Genomic DNA, 16771 nt, shown 5'->3' on the forward strand with positions numbered 1-16771 from the left:
ACCGCGACAACGTCACCGCCAACACCGCATGAAACACCATGAACACCGTCACACCCTCAGCCCGCGCCACCTCCCGCAACCGCGCATGCAACCCAGCCGACACCCGCAACGGCGCCGAAAAACCACGATGCGACGCCACCACCGGCCGCAAACGATCAACCGGCAGAACAAGCTCCTCCGGACTACCCGCCAACGCCTCCCGCCAATACGCCACCTGCCGCGACAACACACTCTCCGGATCACCCTCATCACCGAGCAGATCACGCTGCCACAAGCTGTAATCCGCATACTGCACCGGCAACGGCACCCACCCCGGCGCCTGACCCCGCAACCGGGCGCCATACGCCTCCGACAAATCCCGCGCCAACGGCCCCATCGACCAACCATCGCCAGCGATGTGATGCACCACCAGCACCAACACAAACTCATCCGGACCCACCACAAACAGCCACGCCCGCACCGGCACCTCAACCGACAGATCAAACGCATAACCCGCCGCGGTCAGCACCGCGTCGGACAGTTCCGCGACAGCGCCGTCCGTGCGCGGCGTAGCGGTGGAGAGGTCCTCGAGGTTGCGGAGTCGGGCATACGAGTGCTCGGTGCGCACGACGTCCACGGCCGGGACGTGCCACAACAGTTCGTCCATGCCGACGATGCGCTGGTAGGGCTCGCCGTCGCCGCCGGACGGGAACATGGTCCGCAGCGCCTCGTGGCGGTCGAGCACGTCGCGTAGCGCCTCGGTGAGCGCCTCGCGGTCGAGCGGGCCGGTGAGCCCTAGGGCCAGCGGGGCGTTGTAGGTGGGGCTGGGACCCTCCATCTGCCCGATGAACCAGAGGCGGCGCTGGGCGAACGACAGCGGGATGCGCTCGGGACGCGGGCGGGCGGTGAGGGCGGCCCGGGCCCGGACGGATCCGGCGATGCGGCCGGCCAGCCCGGCGACCGTGGGCGTCTCGAACAGCTCCTGGACGCCGACCTCCACGCCCAGCAGCGTTCGGACGCGGCTGACCAGGCGGGTTGCCAGCAGAGAGTGCCCGCCGAGGTCGAAAAAGCTGTCGTGCACCCCGACCTCGGCGAGCCCGAGAACATCGGCGAACGCCCCGCAGAGCAGTTCTTCGTGGACCGTCTCCGGGGCGGTACGGGTTCCGCCGCCGTACTCGGGGGCCGGCAGTGCCGTGCGGTCGACCTTGCCGTTCACGGTCAGCGGCAGGTTGTCGAGCACCACGATCGCCGCGGGGATCATGTACTCGGGCAGCCGCTCGGCGGCGACGCGCCGGACCGCTACGGCGAGTTCCCTGGCGTTCGTCGCGGCATCGACCGGCACCACGTAGGCGACCAGGCGGCTGTCCCCGGCGCTGTCCTCGCCGGCGACGACGACGGCCTCGGCGACCTGGGGGTGGGCGACGACGGCGGCGCGGACCTCGCCGGGCTCGATGCGGTACCCACGGATCTTCACCTGGTCGTCGTGACGACCCTCGAAGACCAACTGCCCGTCCGTGGTCCAGCGAGCCCGGTCACCGGTCCGGTACATGCGGCTGCCGTCGGTGCGGAACGGGTCGGCGACGAACGACTGGGCGGTCAGCCCGGGGCGGCCGAGGTAGCCGCGGGCCACGCCGGTGCCAGAGACGTACAGGTCACCGGCGGCTCCGTCAGGGACCGGCGACAGCGAGCCGTCGAGCACGTAGACCCGCAGGTTCGGGTTGGGTGTGCCGATCGCGGGGTCGTCACCGGCGCCCAGCGGGCCGGTCATGGTGGCGCACACGGTGGTCTCGGTCGGCCCGTACGCGTTGATGAACCGCCGCCCGGGCGCCCACCGGCTCACCTGGTCACGACCCAGCGCCTCACCGGCGGAGATCAGCGTGGACACACCCGGCAGGTCGCACGGGTTCAGGACGGACAGCACGGCGGGCGGCAGGGTCGCGTGGGTGACACCGTGCCGGGTCATGAGACCGGTGAGGCCGGGGCCGGGGAGCAGGTCCCCGGCCGGGGCCACGACCAGCCGTGCCCCGGTGCTGAGGGCCATCAGCAGTTCCCAGGTGGCCGCGTCGAAGCCGAGCGAGGCGAACTGCAACACCCGGCTGGACGACTCGACGAAGCACCGGCGTGCCTGTGCCGCCGCGAGGTTGACGGCGCCGGCGTGGGTCAGCAGCACCGCCTTCGGGACACCTGTCGATCCCGACGTGTAGATCACGTACGCGAGGCCGTCCGGATGGGTGTCCACGTCCGGCGTCGTGGAAGGGGCGCCGTGCAGGGCCGTACGGGTGGCGGCAGAGTCGACCGCGAGGGTGAGCATCCGGCTGACCGGGAGTTCGTCGAGCAGTTCCTCCGCGCCCAGCAGCATGGAGGCGCCGCTGTCGGCGAGCATGAAGGCGATCCGCTCGGCCGGGTGGGCGATGTCGAGGGGCAGGTAAGCGGCGCCGGTCTTGGCGACGGCGAGCAGTGTCACGACGAGTTCGGCGCCCCGGCGCATGGCGACCGCGATCACCTGCTCCGGGCCGGCCCCGAGGCGCATCAGGTGATGGGCGAGCCGGTTCGCACGCTCGTCGAGCTCCATGTAGGTCAGCTCGCCGGCGTCCGAGTGCACGGCCACGGCAGCGGACGCCTGCCGCACCCGCTCGGCGAAGAGCTGTGGGAAGGTCGTCCGCGGCAACGGCGTCGCGGTGTCGTTGCGATCGGCCAGGAGCAGCTTTCTCTCGGTTTCGTCGAGAAGTCCGGCGTGCCCGATCGGGTCGCCGGGGAGCGCGGTCACGAGCCATGTCAGGACGTTGCGGAAGCGGTGCAGGATCTCGCCCGCCGCCTCAGGCGCGCGGGCGTCGCAGTTGACATCGACGTCGAGCTGGATGCTGCCGCCACCCGGCCGCAGATAAACGTCGATGCGAGTGTCGTCGATGGGACCGTTGGACAGGGTGCGGCCGGTCACAGCGCAGCCGCCGAGGGACGACGGATAGCCGAAGGCCATCACATTGACAATGAGATCGCACAGCGCGTTTCCTTCGACGAGGCCGAGGTCGCGCAGGGTGTCCTCGTACCGGTAGCGCTGCCGGCGCAGGGCCGTGCCGACCTGCCGGGCGGTGCGGCGGACCAGGTCCTCGACGGTGGTGCCGGGTTCGACGCGCAGACGTACAGGCACGTTGTTGGCAGTCATGCCGGGGATACGCAGCTCCCGCAGACCGAGCCGGCCAGGCGTCGGCAGGCCGAGGACGACGTCGCGCTCGCCGGTGGTGCGGTGCCGGTAGATCGCCGCGGCCGCTACGACGAGCACGGCGGGGCTGGTGCGCAGGCGGGCGGCGGCGGCGTGGAGGCTGGCGGCCCGGTCCGCGTCGAGGTCGGCGGTGTGCCGCTCGAGGCGGTCGGGCAGCCGCCGGGCACGGTGGCTGAGGGTCAGTGAGTCGGGCAAGCTGGCGAGGTCGCCCAGCCAGTGCGCACGGTCGGCGGCACGGTCGGCCGAGGTCTGGTACGCCCGGTCGGTGTCCAGCAGCACCGACACCGGCTCGAAAGCGCCGTCTCCCGGGTCTTGGCCGGCCAGTAACGCCTCGTAGATCTTCGCGGTACGGGCCGCGAGCAGGGAGCCGCTGAGCCCGTCCAGGACAAGGTGGTGGCCGCACTGGAACCAGCGGAAGCGACCGGGTGCCAGCCGCAGGAGGGCGAAGCGGAACAGCGGCCCGACGGTCAGGTCAAAGGGCTGCCGGGTGGCCGCGAGCATCCAGGCGTTCGCCGCGGCGGCCGGATCCGGTTGGTCGCACAGGTCGACGACCTCCATGCGGTAGTCGTCGAGGTCTGCGACGTACTGGCTGGGCCGATCGTCGCCGGGAACGAAGCACAGGCGCAGCGACTCGGCCTCCCGCACCGTCCGCCCGACAGCTTCGACGAAGTCGTCGACCCGTAGGTCTCCGGTTATCTCCAGATACTCGCTGACGTTGTAGACCGGGTTCGCCGGCGCCATCCGCTGGGCCTGCCAGACACCGACCTGGCCCGCCGTCAGTTCTCGAATCTCGCGCGCGACAGTAGTCATCCCGCCTACCTCTGCCGTAGTCGACTGTCAGAAAGGCGGCGACGGCCGCCGTGGAGGGTGTTTCCCGCAGCCGAGAGCCCGGGTGGCCGCGTCGCCACCCGGGCCGACCGGTTGCTGCTACCTGCCCATGGCCTCGATGAGGCTCTTCGGCCGCAGATCGGTCCAGTTCTGCTCGATGTAGTCGAGGCACTCCTGGCGCCCGTCCTCGCCGAACACGGTCCGCCAGCCGTCCGGCACGTCGACGAAGGTGGGCCACAGAGAGTGCTGTCCCTCGTCGTTGACCAGGACCAGATAGCGGCCGTCGGGGTCCTCGAACGGATTCGTCACGACATTCCTTTCCGTCGCACTGCAAAGGTTTCCGCGCCGCGGGGCTGCCACGGCCGGACACTCACGGGGTGGTCAGCCGGTCGCGTTCGACGGCCTCGTACAGGGCCCGGATGTTGGCGCTGCCGAAGCCACGCGAGCCCTGGCGTTGGATCAGTTCGAAGAAGAGCGTGTTGCGCTCGTACGGAGAACGGGTGAACCGCTGCAGCAGGTAGCCCCACTCGTCGATGTCGGCCAGGACTTGCGCACCACGAAGCCGGTCGACATGCCCGGCCTTGGCGGGCAGCCGATCGGCCAGGGCGTCGTAGTAGCTGGCGGGCGTGGTCAGGAACTCGACGCCCCGCTGCCCGTAGTCCCCGACCGCCGTGATGATGTCGTCGACGAGAAAGGCGAGGTGCTGCACGCCAGGTCCGACGTTGCGCTCCAGGAAGCGGTCCAGTTGGCCGGGCTGCTTCGCCGGGTCCGGGGCGACCAACGTGAAGATCACCCGTCCGGAACCGCTGCGTACGACGATCGAGTCCATGCCCTGCTCGCCGACGGCCACGTACGCGGAGGAGTAACGGGTGAGACCCAGCGTGGCGGTGTAGCGGTCGGCGTACTCGTCCAGCGTGCCGCCGGGCAGGCAGATGGCGACGTGGTCGAGCAGGCGCGCGGGTCCCTCCGTGCCCGGCGCGTCCGGCGGCAGGGCGATCCAGCGGCGCCCGGCCGGACGGGCGTCCGGGGCGGTCGCGGTGGTGGGCACCAGGCTGTGCACGACCTCGCCGAAGCCGGCCATCGCGGGCACACCGAACCGCTTTGGCGCCACGGTCGCGCCGGCAGCCAGCGCCGCGGTGTACGTGGCCGTCACGTCGTCGCAGCTCAGGGCGATATCAGCGATGCCGGCGCCGTGCCGGTCCACGAAGGGGGCGACCGCGTCGCCGGAGGTGACCACGATCTTCACGTCGCCCTGGCGTAGCAGGGTGGAGGTGGAGGTGTCGTCCCGGGACTCCGCGACGGGCAGGAAGCCCAGGGCGGAGGAGAATTGATCTACTGCGCCGGCATGGTCGTCGGTGTAGAGCTCGGTGTAGGCGATGTCCTGCACGGTCATGGCGGATTCCTCCCGATCGGCGGTCACCAGCGCCACTCCTGCTGGCCGTAGAGGTGCCCCGCCGGGATGCCGCGGTCGGCGCACCAGGTGCGGAACTCCTCGATCTGCTTGATCTGATAGGTGTCCTCGTTGTAAGTGGTCGCCATGACGTGGCCGAGCCAGGGCTCCTCGCCCATGGCGTAGACGTACGCCTCGGCCGCGCCGAGCTCGGTCATGATCGCGGCGGCCTGCTCGGCGTTGGAGCCGGACAGCTTGCGGGAGTCGCTCATCTTCTTGGTGATCGGCACGGTCAGCAGCGCCTGGTAGAGCCAGCTCAGCGGGGCCCCGTCGCACTCCATGCCCAGGAAGGCGTAGTCCGCGGTGCCCAGGTGCTGTCGCACGTAGCGGTACAGCGTGGGATCGATGCCTGAGGAATCGGCCCCGATGTAGGCAGTCTTGCCGGCCAGCTCGACCCAGTATGTGGACTTCGCCCGGATGTCGAGGTCGCAGTGCTCGCCCAGGAACGGCGTGGCGGTCACCTTGCCGCCGGGGAACTCCACCTCGTCGAAGTCGTCGACCTCGACCGCGGTGAAGCCCTGGTGCCGGAGCATGAGAGCGATCGACGGGTCGCAGAGGTTGCCGCGCGAGGAGCGGGGCACCACGACGGCTCCGATGCGCCCGCGGAGTTGCAGCAGCGTCTCCAGCACGATGTGGTCCTGGTGCCCGTGGGTGATGAGCACCAAGTCGATGAAGTCCGGCAGGTCATCCAGCGTGTACCGGTCACCGGCCGAGCTGTCGGCACTGATGAAGGGATCGGAGACGATCGCCGCCTGGGGTGTCTGCAGCACCAGGCACGCGTGCCCGAAGTAGCGGATCCGTCCACCGGCCTCGATGTGCCGGTCGGGGGCCTGGCTGGGTCGGTCGGTCAGCAGACCGGCCAACTGTTTCGTCTGCGCATCGTCGAGGCTCAGTTGCTCCCGCAGGCTGGACAGCGTCACCGGGCGTACGCGGGCGCCGAAGAGGGCGTCGAGGCCCTCGTGCCGGAAGGGCAGGACGAGATCGAGGACGTCGGGCGACGGCAGCCGCGGAGTGCTGAGGATGAACGGGCGCTCGATGCCGGTCTCCAGGGACAGCTGAACCGACTGACGCGACTCCTGGTGAATGCCGCTTTTGTAGATGATCGGCTCGAGGAAGCGCAGTTGGGCCTGGTTGTCGGTGTCGTAGGCCATCTCCACCAGGCCGTTCAGCTCGACCGGCAGCTTGGGGTACAACGGGGTCAGATCAAACCCGGTGGCGTTGGAGCGCAGCACCTCCTGTCCCTCCACGATCGCATCGGCGAAACGGAGGATCTCGGCGCGATCGCGCTTGATGGCAGCGTGCAGGTCGCGCACCTCGTCGGCGCGCTCCACGGGCACGTTGATGAAGAACCCACCACGCAAATCCGGATTGTTGCTGGCTGCGACATGCACCTCGGGCGACTGCAGATAGGACTCGAGCATCGGCACCTGCAGGAACGCCAGGTTCATCGCCGACTGCACTGGGGCCATGGTGTACGGCCACGCGAAGAACCGGTCGATGAGCGGCTCCACAATCGCCTTGGACCGCAGGAACAACGGCTGGTCGGCCATCTTCACTCTCCCGTCAGGACAAGCATTTACGTGAACCGGTTTCGTCACGAGCACACGCCGACCACCGGGATCGGCGCGCGGGCCGGTTCACGGGTGGTTTGACGAGATGGACGACGACTCCAGCGAAGGCGGGGCCGGAGGATCGAGGCGCCGCGGGACGACCTCGTCGAGCAGCATGCCCCGGCTCACGGAGTGGGGCAACAGCGGCGGGGACACGGCGGAAGGCCGGCCGCCGGAACCGTAACCAACTGCCGTTCCGCATCAGTTGCACACGGTTGATCGATGCCGTGTAGCCCTGCCATCGTGGGCCGCTGGAGGCCGTTCCGAGTAGTACACATCGGATGTGAGGGTCCCCGCCACCGACGACCGATGGGAGCCCGGCGCATGCCGCTCGTCCGGACCAACGGCATCAGACTGGCGTACCGGCGGTCCGGTCACGGCGTGCCGGTGCTGCTGATCATGGGATCGTCGGCCGGAGGCCGCGTGTGGACGGTGCACCAGACGCCGGCGCTCAATCGCGCGGGCTACGAAACGATCACTTTCGACAACCGCGGTGTCGCGTCGTCTGACGCCCCCGCCGGCGACTATGCGCTGTCCGACCTGGTGGCCGACACCGCAGGACTCATCGAGGCCCTCGACCTGGGCCCGTGTCACATCGTCGGTACCTCGCTCGGCGCGATGATCGCGCAGGATCTCGCCCTGCGGCGGCAGGATCTCGTCCGGTCGCTGGTCCTGATCGCCACCCGGGCGCGGTCGGATGCGATGCGCCGGGCCCAGGACGCGGGCGACCGCGCACTGGCCGCGGCGGGAATTCGGTTGCCGGCCGCCTATCGGTCGGTCAAGACAGCGCTCGAGATGCTGTCACCGGCGACGCTGAACTCCGACACGGTGGTCGCCGAGTGGCTGGGGGTCTTCGAGATCTCCGGTGGTGACCCGGTGCCTGGACAGGGCACGGCGGTGGCCGGCATGGGCGACCGCCGTCGAGCCCTGTCCGGGATCACGGTCCCCTGCCGCGCCATCGCGTTCACCGACGACCTGATCTGCCCGCCGCATCTGGTCGCCGAGGTGGCCGACGCCATCCCGAAGTGCGACTTCGTGGAGATCAGCGACTGCGGTCACCTTGGATACCTGGAACGACCGCAGGTGGTCAACGAGGCGATCGTCGCGTTCCTGGACCGTTGCTGACCGAGGATCGTAGAACGGATTGTGGCTATGTTGGGTGGCCCCTCGATCGGCCCGCAGCCGATGCCGAGACGCCCGGGTGACGCACCCGGTTCCGCGCCCAGGATCAAGCCGGGCACGGCCCGGCGGATCCTGCCGTATGCGCGCCGGTACCGCCGGTATCTGGTGCTACTGACTCTCACGACAGCGCTCGGGGCGACCGTGGCGGCAGCAGGTCCGCTGCTGCTGCAGCGGATTGTCGACAACGGCATCCTGCCCGGCCGCTTCGACGTCGTGGTCGGGTTGTGCCTCCTGCTGGGCCTGCTGGCTCTCATGGAGGCGGCCACCATCGTCGTCCAGGCGTGGTGCTCGGGCAAGGCCGGAGAAGGGTTGGTCTACGAGCTGCGCAGCGCGGTCTTCGCCCGCGTTCAGCAGCAGTCGATGGCGTTCTTCACCCGGGCGCAGACCGGTGCACTGGTCAGCCGGCTCAACTCTGACATCATCGGCGCCCGGCAGGCGGTCACGACGATCCTGACGCAGGCGGTCTCGACGATCCTGACGCTCATCCTGGTCCTGGCCGCCATGTTCTACCTGTCCTGGCAGATCACCGTGGCCGCACTCGTGATGCTGCCGATCTTCCTTGTCCCGGCCCGGCTGCTCTCCGGGCGGTTGCAGCAGCTCACCCGGCAGACGATGCAGCTGGACGCCGAGATGAGCTCGATGATGACCGAACGGTTCAACGTCGGCGGCGCGATGCTGGCGCAGCTCTACGGACAACCGGCCGCCGAAGCGCAGCTGTTCGCCGGCAGGGCCGCCCGGGTACGCGATGTCGCCGCCCAGACACTGGTCTGGGGCCGGCTGTTGCCCGCGGTGGTCGCCCTGCTCACCGCGCTCACCACGGTGCTCGTCTACGGCCTCGGCGGCGCCCTCACCATCGACGGCACGCTCCAACTCGGCACCCTCGTCGCCATGGTGGCGCTGCTCATGCGTCTGTACGGTCCGGTGAACCAGCTCTCGGCCATGCAGGCAACCGTCATGGTCGCGCTGGTGAGTTTCGACCGGGTGTTCGAGGTGCTCGACCTGAAACCCCTGGTCACCGAGAATCCCGACGCGGTTGCCCTGCCCGCGGCCGCGGCGAGCCGGGCGACGGCCGCCCCGGACATCGCCTTCGACCGGGTCAGCTTCCGGTATCCCGGAGCGAGCGAGGTCTCGATCGCCTCACTCGAACCGGCGGCCGGACGCGGCCAAGAGACCACCGGCACGGCACTGGCCCTGCGGAACGTCAGCTTTGTCGCCCCGGGTGGCAAGCTCACAGCCCTCGTCGGGCCGTCCGGTGCCGGCAAAACGACCATCACCGGCCTAGTGCCGCGCCTCTACGACGCGGCCACCGGGACCGTACGGATCGGCTCGCACGACGTACGCGATCTGACTCTGGCCTCCCTGCGCGACGCGGTCGGCGTGGTCACCCAGGACGTGCACATGTTTCACGACACACTGCGAGCCAATCTGCTCTACGCCCGTCCGGACGCCTCCGATCAGGAACTGGTCGAGGCATGCCGGGCGGCGCTGATCTGGGACACCGTCGAAAGTCTGCCCGACGGCCTCGGCACCATGGTCGGCGAGCGCGGCTACCGGCTGTCCGGCGGCGAGAAGCAGCGCATCGCCCTGGCCCGGCTGTTGCTCAAGGCACCCCCGATCGTCGTCCTCGACGAGGCGACCGCGCACCTGGACTCCGAATCCGAGGCAGCGATCCAGCGGGCCCTGCGGACCGCTTTGGCCGGGCGCACCGCCCTGGTCATCGCCCACCGGCTCTCCACCATCCGGGAAGCAGATCAGATCCTCGTCGTCGACGCCGGCCAGATCCGCGAGAGCGGCACCCACGAGGAGCTGCTGGCGGCCGACGGGCTCTACGCGCAGCTCCACCGCACCCAGTTCGCCGAGCCGAACCTGACCGAGCCGGTGCCGGACCTGCTGAGCGCGGAACCCCTTCCGTGACGCCACACGCCACCGCGAGAGGAACCTGATGGACATCAGCGTCCAGACCGGCCGCGACTGGCGGCCGTACGAGATCACCGCGGAGCGGCCCGGCGCACCGCAGCTCGCCGACCGGCTGACCGAGTGGGGGCCGGACGGTCTCACCGAGCTGCTGCTGCGGCACAAAGCCCTGGTCTTCCGCGGGTTCGGCGTGCTGCCGGACGCGCTCGGCGGCCTGCTCGACCGGCTCCTGCCCAACCGCCTCCCGTACGTGCACGGCAACTCGCCGCGCAGCCGCGTGGGCGACAACATCTATACGTCCACCGAATACCCTCAGCAGGTCACCATCTCCATGCACAACGAGCTCAACTACGCCCGGCGCTGGCCCGACCGGCTGGCGTTCTACTGCGAGAAAGCCGCGGAGAAGGGTGGTGCCACCCCGGTGCTCGATGGTGCGCTCTGGCTCGATGTCATCGACCCGGAGGTGCGCGAGGCGTTCGCCGGCGGCATCCGCTACGTCCAGAATCTGCACGACGGTTACGGTTTCGGCAAGAGCTGGCAGGACACCTTCGAGACGACGGACCGCGCGCACGTCGAGGCGTTTCTGGCCGACGCGCACGCCGAGTGGGAATGGCACGCCGAGGGCCTGCGGGTCACGCAGCTGCGGGCCGCCACCACTGTGCACCCGGTCACCGGCACCGAGGTGTGGTTCAACCAGGCCGACCAGTGGCATCCGGCCGGACTCGGCGACCAGGCGTCAGCCGACCTCTACGACATCCTCGAACCGGACCAGTTCCCGCAGTACGTGACGTTCGCCGACGGTAGTCCGATCCCGGACGCCTATGTCGAACACGTCCGGGACCGGGGCTGGAACATGCGGTGAACGTCACCTGGCGGGCCGGTGACCTTCTCCTGATCGACAACGTGCTGACGGCACACGGCCGGCGCTCGTTCGAGGGCACCCGCCGTGTCCTGGTGGCGATGTCCGGATGAACACGCGCCATCGATAGCGTAGACCGGGACCGACGCCCGGTCACTCGGGTGAACAGCCGTGCTGAGCTGCGCATTTCGCCGCTACGCTCCAGGTTCGTGTTCGACGATCTCTGGCTGTTGCTCCCCCCGACCGCCGCCGAGGACCCGGCCGACGCACCACGGGCGTTCGATCCGCGCACGAACCTGTGGCGTGACGTACCCACCGTGGACCCGGTGCTGTGCGGTCTCGCCCACAACCCGGCCGCGCCGACCGATGTCCTACTGGGTCTGCTCGCTGCGCACGGCGACGCGGTACCGGATGCGTTCAACCGGCGCGCCGACCTGCCGCCGGTCGTGGTCGAGGCGATGCTGCGGCACCCCTCGCCGCGGATCCGGGCGGCGCTGGCCGTCAACCGGTACGTCGACCCGCTGATCCGGCTACGGCTTGTCGACGATCCGGACCATCGCGTCGTCGAAGCCCTCGGCACGGACCCGGACCTCGCACTGCCGGACCGGGCGTTCGCCCGATCGTTCGACCGGCTCGTCCAATATTTCCAGCGCACGCAGATGACGGCGGACGAGCTGCACACCGAGGCAATCGACGCGATGTCGCGCAACCGACGGTCGGTGCCGGTGGCCGCCCGGCATAACGAACCCCGCGTACGGACCGCCGCCCTGGACGCGCTCGGGATGCTCGACGAAGCGACGCGTGACGCCGTGAAGCAGGCGCTGCTGCGTGACCCCGCCCCGCAGGTCCGTGCGGCGGCGGCCCGGTACGACGCCGACCTTGTCCGGGTGCACGAGCCGGCAGACCTGCCTCGCAACGGGTACGCCTACCGTGGCCTGCTGCGCGAGCGACGACTGTCCCGGCCGCTCATCGCACACGTGCTCGCCATCGACGCCGACGACGGAATCGGCGGGGTCTCCGCCATGGCGGGCAACCGCACCCTGCCACCGGACGTGGTCGACGCGCTGTTCGACCACCCGTCGCCCGATGTCCGGTGCAGCCTGGCCGCACGTGACAACCTGAGCCACGCGCAACTGAGGCGACTCGCCACCGATTCCGACGTCGCCGTACGAACCGCGGCCTCGACCCACCCCCGGCTCACCGAGACCGAGCGGGCCGCGATCGACATCGACGCCAGCACGTCGCGGGAGCACCGGCCGCACGGGAGGATCGAGTTCTCGAACCGGCGCGACGAGTACCCGTGGATGCGGCCGGCCACGCTGCCGCCGCCGGAGCAGTCGCTGCGATGGGCCACATCGGTCAACCCCCTGCTACGCCGCCGCGCGGCAGCCGACCCCCGGCTACCCGCGGACATCGTCGCCGCACTCGCGCAGGACACCGACCTCGGCGTACGGGTGCTCCTCGCCCAGCACCACCCCGCCGCGCCACCCGCGTTACTGCTGCGCTCCTACCGCGAATACAACGGTCGAGGTCGGGCGCGGCTACTGGCCATGCCGAACTTCCCGACGACCGACCTCGCACGGCTCGCCGACGATCCCGACCCCGCCGTACGGCGACTCGCCGCCCGCGACCCCCTCGCCACACCCGCCCTCGTCGAACGCCTCACACACGACCCCGCCCTCAAGGTCCGCCGAGCGATGGCCGCCTGCCCACGCCTACCACTACCGCGCGTCGTCGCACTGCTCGACGATCCGGACCTGGCCGAACCCGCCGCCGCCAACCCCGCCCTACCCACCGACATGATGCGCCAACGACTCACCACAGCACGCCTGACACCGCACGAACCCACGCATCGCCGGCCATGAAATCCGGCTATCAGGTGGGCTCTCAGCGTGCCGAAGCACCATTTGCTCCCCGCCGCCGGATGACGCGTCGTCACGGCCGCCTGGCCGGGAGACGGAGGCCCTACGCCGTAGCCGGATGAGCCCGCCTCCGACGCGGGTTTAGCGGTGAGTGCATGATCGGATGTGTGACCAAGACGGTGCCCGTCGAGTATGGCGACGACGACGATCGATTCATCTGGGCCTATGACGTCAGCTTCGGAATCCTGCTTTTCGAGGCGATATCCGTGGCCGCGGAGCGTCCACAGTCCGAGGGCACTGCTGAGGTGCTCGACGATCTGCGTGCACACGCCGTGATCGGCGGGTCTGCCGCGTTCGCACTCGACGACCACAGGTGGTCGGAGTCGCAGCAGAACTTCGTCCACGAGATCATCGCGGAGGCGGGCCGTCAACTCCGCCGGCGTGGCCGGATGACGCGAGCCGAGGCCGAGACCCGCTACGTGACCGGCAACGAGCCGTTCGCTCTGCGCCTCGAGGAGTATGTGGACGGCGCTGTCGTCGCCGATCTGGCCGATGCGATGGACCGCCTGATCCACGACGACCTACCTCCCGTGCCAACCCTCGGACACCATTGGTTCTACGGCGTCGAGGGCGGCCCGCGAACAACCTAGCGCGTGTTCAGAATCCGTTTCTCCTGGTCGAGATGTGCCCGGTGTGATGACTTCGTGAGTTACGGAACCGCCCGGGCGAGGGCTGGCTCGACTGAGGGAAATCTGGTTGCCGGGTTGAGGACCGGCACATAGCGTGCCCGGGTGGCCGCAGAGGTGCCGTTCCGCCCGCTCGTCGTCGACCAGACGGACGTCCGTTACGCCCATGGGCCCGACTCTGTTCGCCGGGCGGGGGTGCCGATGGGTCGGACGGTCGAGTTCAGCTGGGACGGCAGCGCCGTCTACCCGGGTACGTCGCGCAGGTTCTGGGTTCACGTGCCGGCTCAGTACGACCGGTCGCGGCCCGCGTCGCTGATCGTCTTCCTGGACGGACAGTGGTACCTCGATCCGGAGGGCGAGGTCCGCGGCGCGGTCGTGCTGGACAATCTGATCCACAGCGGCGATATCCCGGTCACCGTCGGCCTGTTCGTCGACCCCGGTGTCCTCGCGGACACGCAGAATCCGAAGAACCGCAACATCGAGTACGACGCATTCGACGACCGCCTGGTCACCTTCCTACTGACCGAGATCATCCCGCAGGTCACGCAGCGCTATTCGATCACCGACGACCCCGACCGGTGGGGCATCTGTGGTGGCAGCAGCGGCGGGAACGGCGCCTTCACGGCCGCGTGGCAACGCCCGGACAAGTTCCGGCGAGCGATCTGCTTCTTGTCCAGCTTCGCGCAGATGCCCACCGGGAACCCCTACCCGGACCTGATCCCCAGCGTCCCCCGCAAGCCGCTGCGGATCTTCATGCAGGCTGGCCACCGAGATCTGCACTGGAACGAGCCCGAACGAAACTGGCTCGCCAGCAATCTGCGCGTCGCCGCTGCCCTGGCCGAGGCCGGCTACGACTTCCGGCTGGTACTCGGCGACGGAGGCCACAGCCCCAACCATGCCGGGGTCCTTCTTCCGGACGCACTGCGCTGGCTGTTTGCGCCGGCCAAGAGGTGAGCGAGGACGCCGGTATTCACCTTCATGGTGCGCCGCGTGTTGCGGTCGCCGCCGTCAGCTGAGCTGGCAGCAGAGTCACGCTGGTCGACATCGGATCCGACGCTCCGCGTCTCACCCGCATTCTGTTCGCCAGGTCGGGACCGCCCCTATCGGATGACTTCGATGTTCGCGACTTCCGGGCCCATCTGGCACGGTGGGAGCATCGGCTGGTCTGAACGGGAGCCGCCGATATCGAAGGTCGACCTGATCGCGGCGATCCGACGGACTCCCGCGCCGGCCTGTCCCTGACGTCCCAGCCGATCGGCCCGGCCACGTCGGGCGTGGTCCTGCAGGCCGGTAAGGATCTGCTGCCAGGTCCCGCTGTGCCGCCGGCGGCGGAACAGCTTGTTCCATTTCGGCCGGCGGCCCGCTTCATTCCCGGGTGTCGCCGGTCAGAAACCGCTGGACGGTCTCGGCGTACCCGGTGGGGATGTGGCCCGTGTCGGGCAGAAGGGTGACGACCGCCCCGGGGAGCAGATGACGCAGTCGGCGTGCGCTGTGGTGGGAGTCCAGTATCCGGTCCTTTTCGCCGGCGATGAACAGCAGCGGCACATCCAGTCCGCGCAACCGGTCGTCGCTGAAGACCGGCAGCCGGTCGCGCCGGGGCCGGTAGCTCTTGTGGACGAGCCACAGGTAGTCGTCGAGGGCCTTCAGGGTGGCGGCCATGGGCCCCGAGACCGGCACCCCGGCGGGGCCGAGTACGTATCGCATCCCCGCACGCTGACCACGTCTGCCGAACGGCATGAGGAACAGCGACGTGATGATCGCGCCGTACCTCTGGCGCCCGATGCCGGCGGACACGAGTAGTACGAGCTTCGTGACCCGCTCCGGTCGACGCAGGGCAAAGTCGAGCGCCAGCCATCCGCCCAGCGACGTGCCCACGACCGCCGCCCGGGTGACACCGAGCCCGTCCCACACATCATCGAGCCACGTTGCGTACGCATCGGAGTTGAGAGACGGCCGGGACGGTGCGCTCAGGCCGGGCTCGCCGATGACGTCGACGCTGTACACCCGGTGCGACCGCGCCCAGCTCTCCACATCGCCCAGCCAGGCCGCCGAGTTGAAGCCGGCGCCGTGCAGAAGGACGATCGGCGGGGCGTGTTCGTCGCCGCAGGTGACGACAAACGTGTCGCCCTGGCGGGTGGGAAGCACCGACTCCGTCGACGGCACGGGCCAGTCGTCCAGGAACACCCGGTAGCGCTCCTCGACCGCGCGGCGTGCGTCGTCGGAGCGGTAGATCGAGGTCACCACTTCACCTCCGCGAACCTGCTGACAAGGCTGACCACGGTGTTCTCGGCGCTGCCGACGGCCACGAACCCCGCGTAGCGGCGTTGGGCGTCACGAACCGTACGGAGGTGTGGGCCACGCACGGCGGCCGTGCCCCTCGGCGAGGCAAGCATCGTCATTGACATCTTCCGCAGCATGCCCTAAACGACCCTATCCCGCAACCCTAAAGGTACGATGACGATGTTTAGGGATTCCCATCACGCCCTTCCATGCCAGACGCAGAGGCGAGCGAGGCTGCCGATCGGGTCGGTGCCGACACCAACGCTCCCGCGCTGGCAACGGGTTGATCACCCTCGACAAGGCGAAAGCTGCAAAGACCCGCGGCGGCGTCGGGACACGGCCTGAGTTCGAACGCGGAGAAACGTACTATCCCCGAATGACGAACGATCCGATTGCACCCGACCTTGAAGTCACGAGGGTGTTGGCCGCATCGCCCCAACAGATCTGGTCAGCTTGGGTCGACTCGGATGCGATCGCGTACTGGTGGGGACCCGACGGCTTCACGAGCACCGTACGCGAACTCGATCTCCGAGATGGCGGCCGGTTCGACGTGGTGATGCACGGCCCGGACGGAGCCCGATACGAGAACGTGTACCTCTTTGAGGACGTGGAGGTAGACAAACGGGTTGCATACCTCCACCAGGGTTCGGAAGAGCATGGGCTGGCTCCGTCGCGCTCAACAATGATCATTGAGGAGGAGGACGCCGACGCGCCACGAACTCGCGTGACTCTGCGCTCGTTCTACGCGTCGGACGCCGATCGGAAGCGGCATCTTGAAGACTTCCAGGCGGCCGCCGGAGCGAGTCAACTGCTCGAGCGACTCGAGCGTGTTGCCATACAAGGCTGACACGGCGGTATCCGCCTCATCGGATCATGCGCGTCCACGACCGACAACAACGAC

The 16771-nt window shown here is 69.1% G+C and carries 13 protein-coding genes and 1 pseudogene; 8 read left to right on the forward strand and 6 right to left on the reverse strand.

The features are described 5' to 3' along the window. Window positions 1-7 precede the first annotated feature (7 nt). The 4 genes and pseudogenes from Prubr_RS37850 to Prubr_RS31905 all read right to left on the reverse strand — a co-directional run. Window positions 8-4009: pseudogene (locus tag Prubr_RS37850) on the reverse strand (amino acid adenylation domain-containing protein); the annotation flags it as partial. A gap of 117 nt (window positions 4010-4126) precedes the next feature. Next, window positions 4127-4336, reverse strand: a complete 210-nt coding sequence (locus Prubr_RS31895; protein ID WP_212818812.1) for an MbtH family protein — start codon at window positions 4334-4336, stop codon at window positions 4127-4129. A 61-nt stretch (window positions 4337-4397) separates the two neighbouring features. Next, entirely contained in the window at window positions 4398-5447 is a 1050-nt protein-coding gene (hppD, locus tag Prubr_RS31900) for a 4-hydroxyphenylpyruvate dioxygenase (protein ID WP_212818814.1), read from the reverse strand. Beyond that, window positions 5444-7027, reverse strand: coding sequence for an MBL fold metallo-hydrolase (locus tag Prubr_RS31905; protein WP_212818816.1), 1584 nt, complete (start codon window positions 7025-7027; stop codon window positions 5444-5446). The genes hppD and Prubr_RS31905 overlap by 4 nt, the downstream gene beginning before the upstream one ends. A gap of 384 nt (window positions 7028-7411) precedes the next feature. On the opposite strand from Prubr_RS31905, the gene Prubr_RS31910 reads away from it, so the two are divergent. From Prubr_RS31910 to Prubr_RS31935, 7 genes are all read left to right on the forward strand, one after another. Then, the gene (locus Prubr_RS31910) at window positions 7412-8212 is read left to right on the forward strand and encodes an alpha/beta fold hydrolase (RefSeq protein WP_212818818.1); all 801 of its coding nucleotides are present in this window, start codon (window positions 7412-7414) and stop codon (window positions 8210-8212) included. A 162-nt stretch (window positions 8213-8374) separates the two neighbouring features. After that, complete coding sequence (locus tag Prubr_RS31915; protein ID WP_246567932.1) at window positions 8375-10183, forward strand: ABC transporter ATP-binding protein; 1809 nt, start codon at window positions 8375-8377, stop codon at window positions 10181-10183. Between the two features lie 28 nt (window positions 10184-10211). After that, window positions 10212-11045: a TauD/TfdA family dioxygenase gene (locus Prubr_RS31920; RefSeq protein WP_281425854.1), complete on the forward strand. Its 834-nt coding sequence runs from the start codon at window positions 10212-10214 to the stop codon at window positions 11043-11045. Next, window positions 11042-11155, forward strand: a complete 114-nt coding sequence (locus Prubr_RS37855; protein WP_281425855.1) for a TauD/TfdA family dioxygenase — start codon at window positions 11042-11044, stop codon at window positions 11153-11155. Before Prubr_RS31920 ends, Prubr_RS37855 begins: the two co-directional genes overlap by 4 nt. A gap of 96 nt (window positions 11156-11251) precedes the next feature. Next, window positions 11252-12907, forward strand: coding sequence for a hypothetical protein (locus tag Prubr_RS31925; RefSeq protein ID WP_212818822.1), 1656 nt, complete (start codon window positions 11252-11254; stop codon window positions 12905-12907). A gap of 164 nt (window positions 12908-13071) precedes the next feature. Beyond that, the gene (locus tag Prubr_RS31930; RefSeq protein ID WP_246567934.1) at window positions 13072-13554 is read left to right on the forward strand and encodes a hypothetical protein; all 483 of its coding nucleotides are present in this window, start codon (window positions 13072-13074) and stop codon (window positions 13552-13554) included. A gap of 141 nt (window positions 13555-13695) precedes the next feature. Next, the gene (locus tag Prubr_RS31935; protein WP_212818824.1) at window positions 13696-14544 is read left to right on the forward strand and encodes an alpha/beta hydrolase; all 849 of its coding nucleotides are present in this window, start codon (window positions 13696-13698) and stop codon (window positions 14542-14544) included. Window positions 14545-14955: 411 nt separating this feature from the next. Here the strand turns inward: Prubr_RS31935 and Prubr_RS31940 are convergent, their stop codons facing one another. Both Prubr_RS31940 and Prubr_RS31945 read right to left on the reverse strand, forming a co-directional pair. Further along, window positions 14956-15831 carry an alpha/beta fold hydrolase gene (locus Prubr_RS31940; RefSeq protein WP_212818826.1) on the reverse strand — a complete coding sequence of 292 codons (876 nt, stop codon included), beginning with the start codon at window positions 15829-15831 and terminating at the stop codon, window positions 14956-14958. Further along, window positions 15828-15995: a hypothetical protein gene (locus Prubr_RS31945; RefSeq protein WP_212818828.1), complete on the reverse strand. Its 168-nt coding sequence runs from the start codon at window positions 15993-15995 to the stop codon at window positions 15828-15830. The genes Prubr_RS31940 and Prubr_RS31945 overlap by 4 nt, the downstream gene beginning before the upstream one ends. A gap of 251 nt (window positions 15996-16246) precedes the next feature. Between Prubr_RS31945 and Prubr_RS31950 the strand changes: the two genes are divergently transcribed. After that, window positions 16247-16717, forward strand: coding sequence for an SRPBCC domain-containing protein (locus Prubr_RS31950; protein ID WP_212818830.1), 471 nt, complete (start codon window positions 16247-16249; stop codon window positions 16715-16717). The last annotated feature ends 54 nt before the right edge of the window (window positions 16718-16771 follow it).

Source organism: Polymorphospora rubra (assembly GCF_018324255.1).
Lineage (GTDB): Bacteria > Actinomycetota > Actinomycetes > Mycobacteriales > Micromonosporaceae > Polymorphospora > Polymorphospora rubra.

Excerpts from the sequence above, each read along its gene's own strand:
- Prubr_RS31945 (WP_212818828.1), bottom strand. The coding sequence starts at position 15,995 with ATGTCAATGACGATGCTTGCCTCGCCGAGGGGCACGGCCGCCGTGCGT.
- Prubr_RS31910 (WP_212818818.1), top strand. The coding sequence starts at position 7,412 with ATGCCGCTCGTCCGGACCAACGGCATCAGACTGGCGTACCGGCGGTCC.
- Prubr_RS31920 (WP_281425854.1), top strand. The coding sequence starts at position 10,212 with ATGGACATCAGCGTCCAGACCGGCCGCGACTGGCGGCCGTACGAGATC.
- Prubr_RS31950 (WP_212818830.1), top strand. The coding sequence starts at position 16,247 with ATGACGAACGATCCGATTGCACCCGACCTTGAAGTCACGAGGGTGTTG.
- Prubr_RS31905 (WP_212818816.1), bottom strand. The coding sequence starts at position 7,027 with ATGGCCGACCAGCCGTTGTTCCTGCGGTCCAAGGCGATTGTGGAGCCG.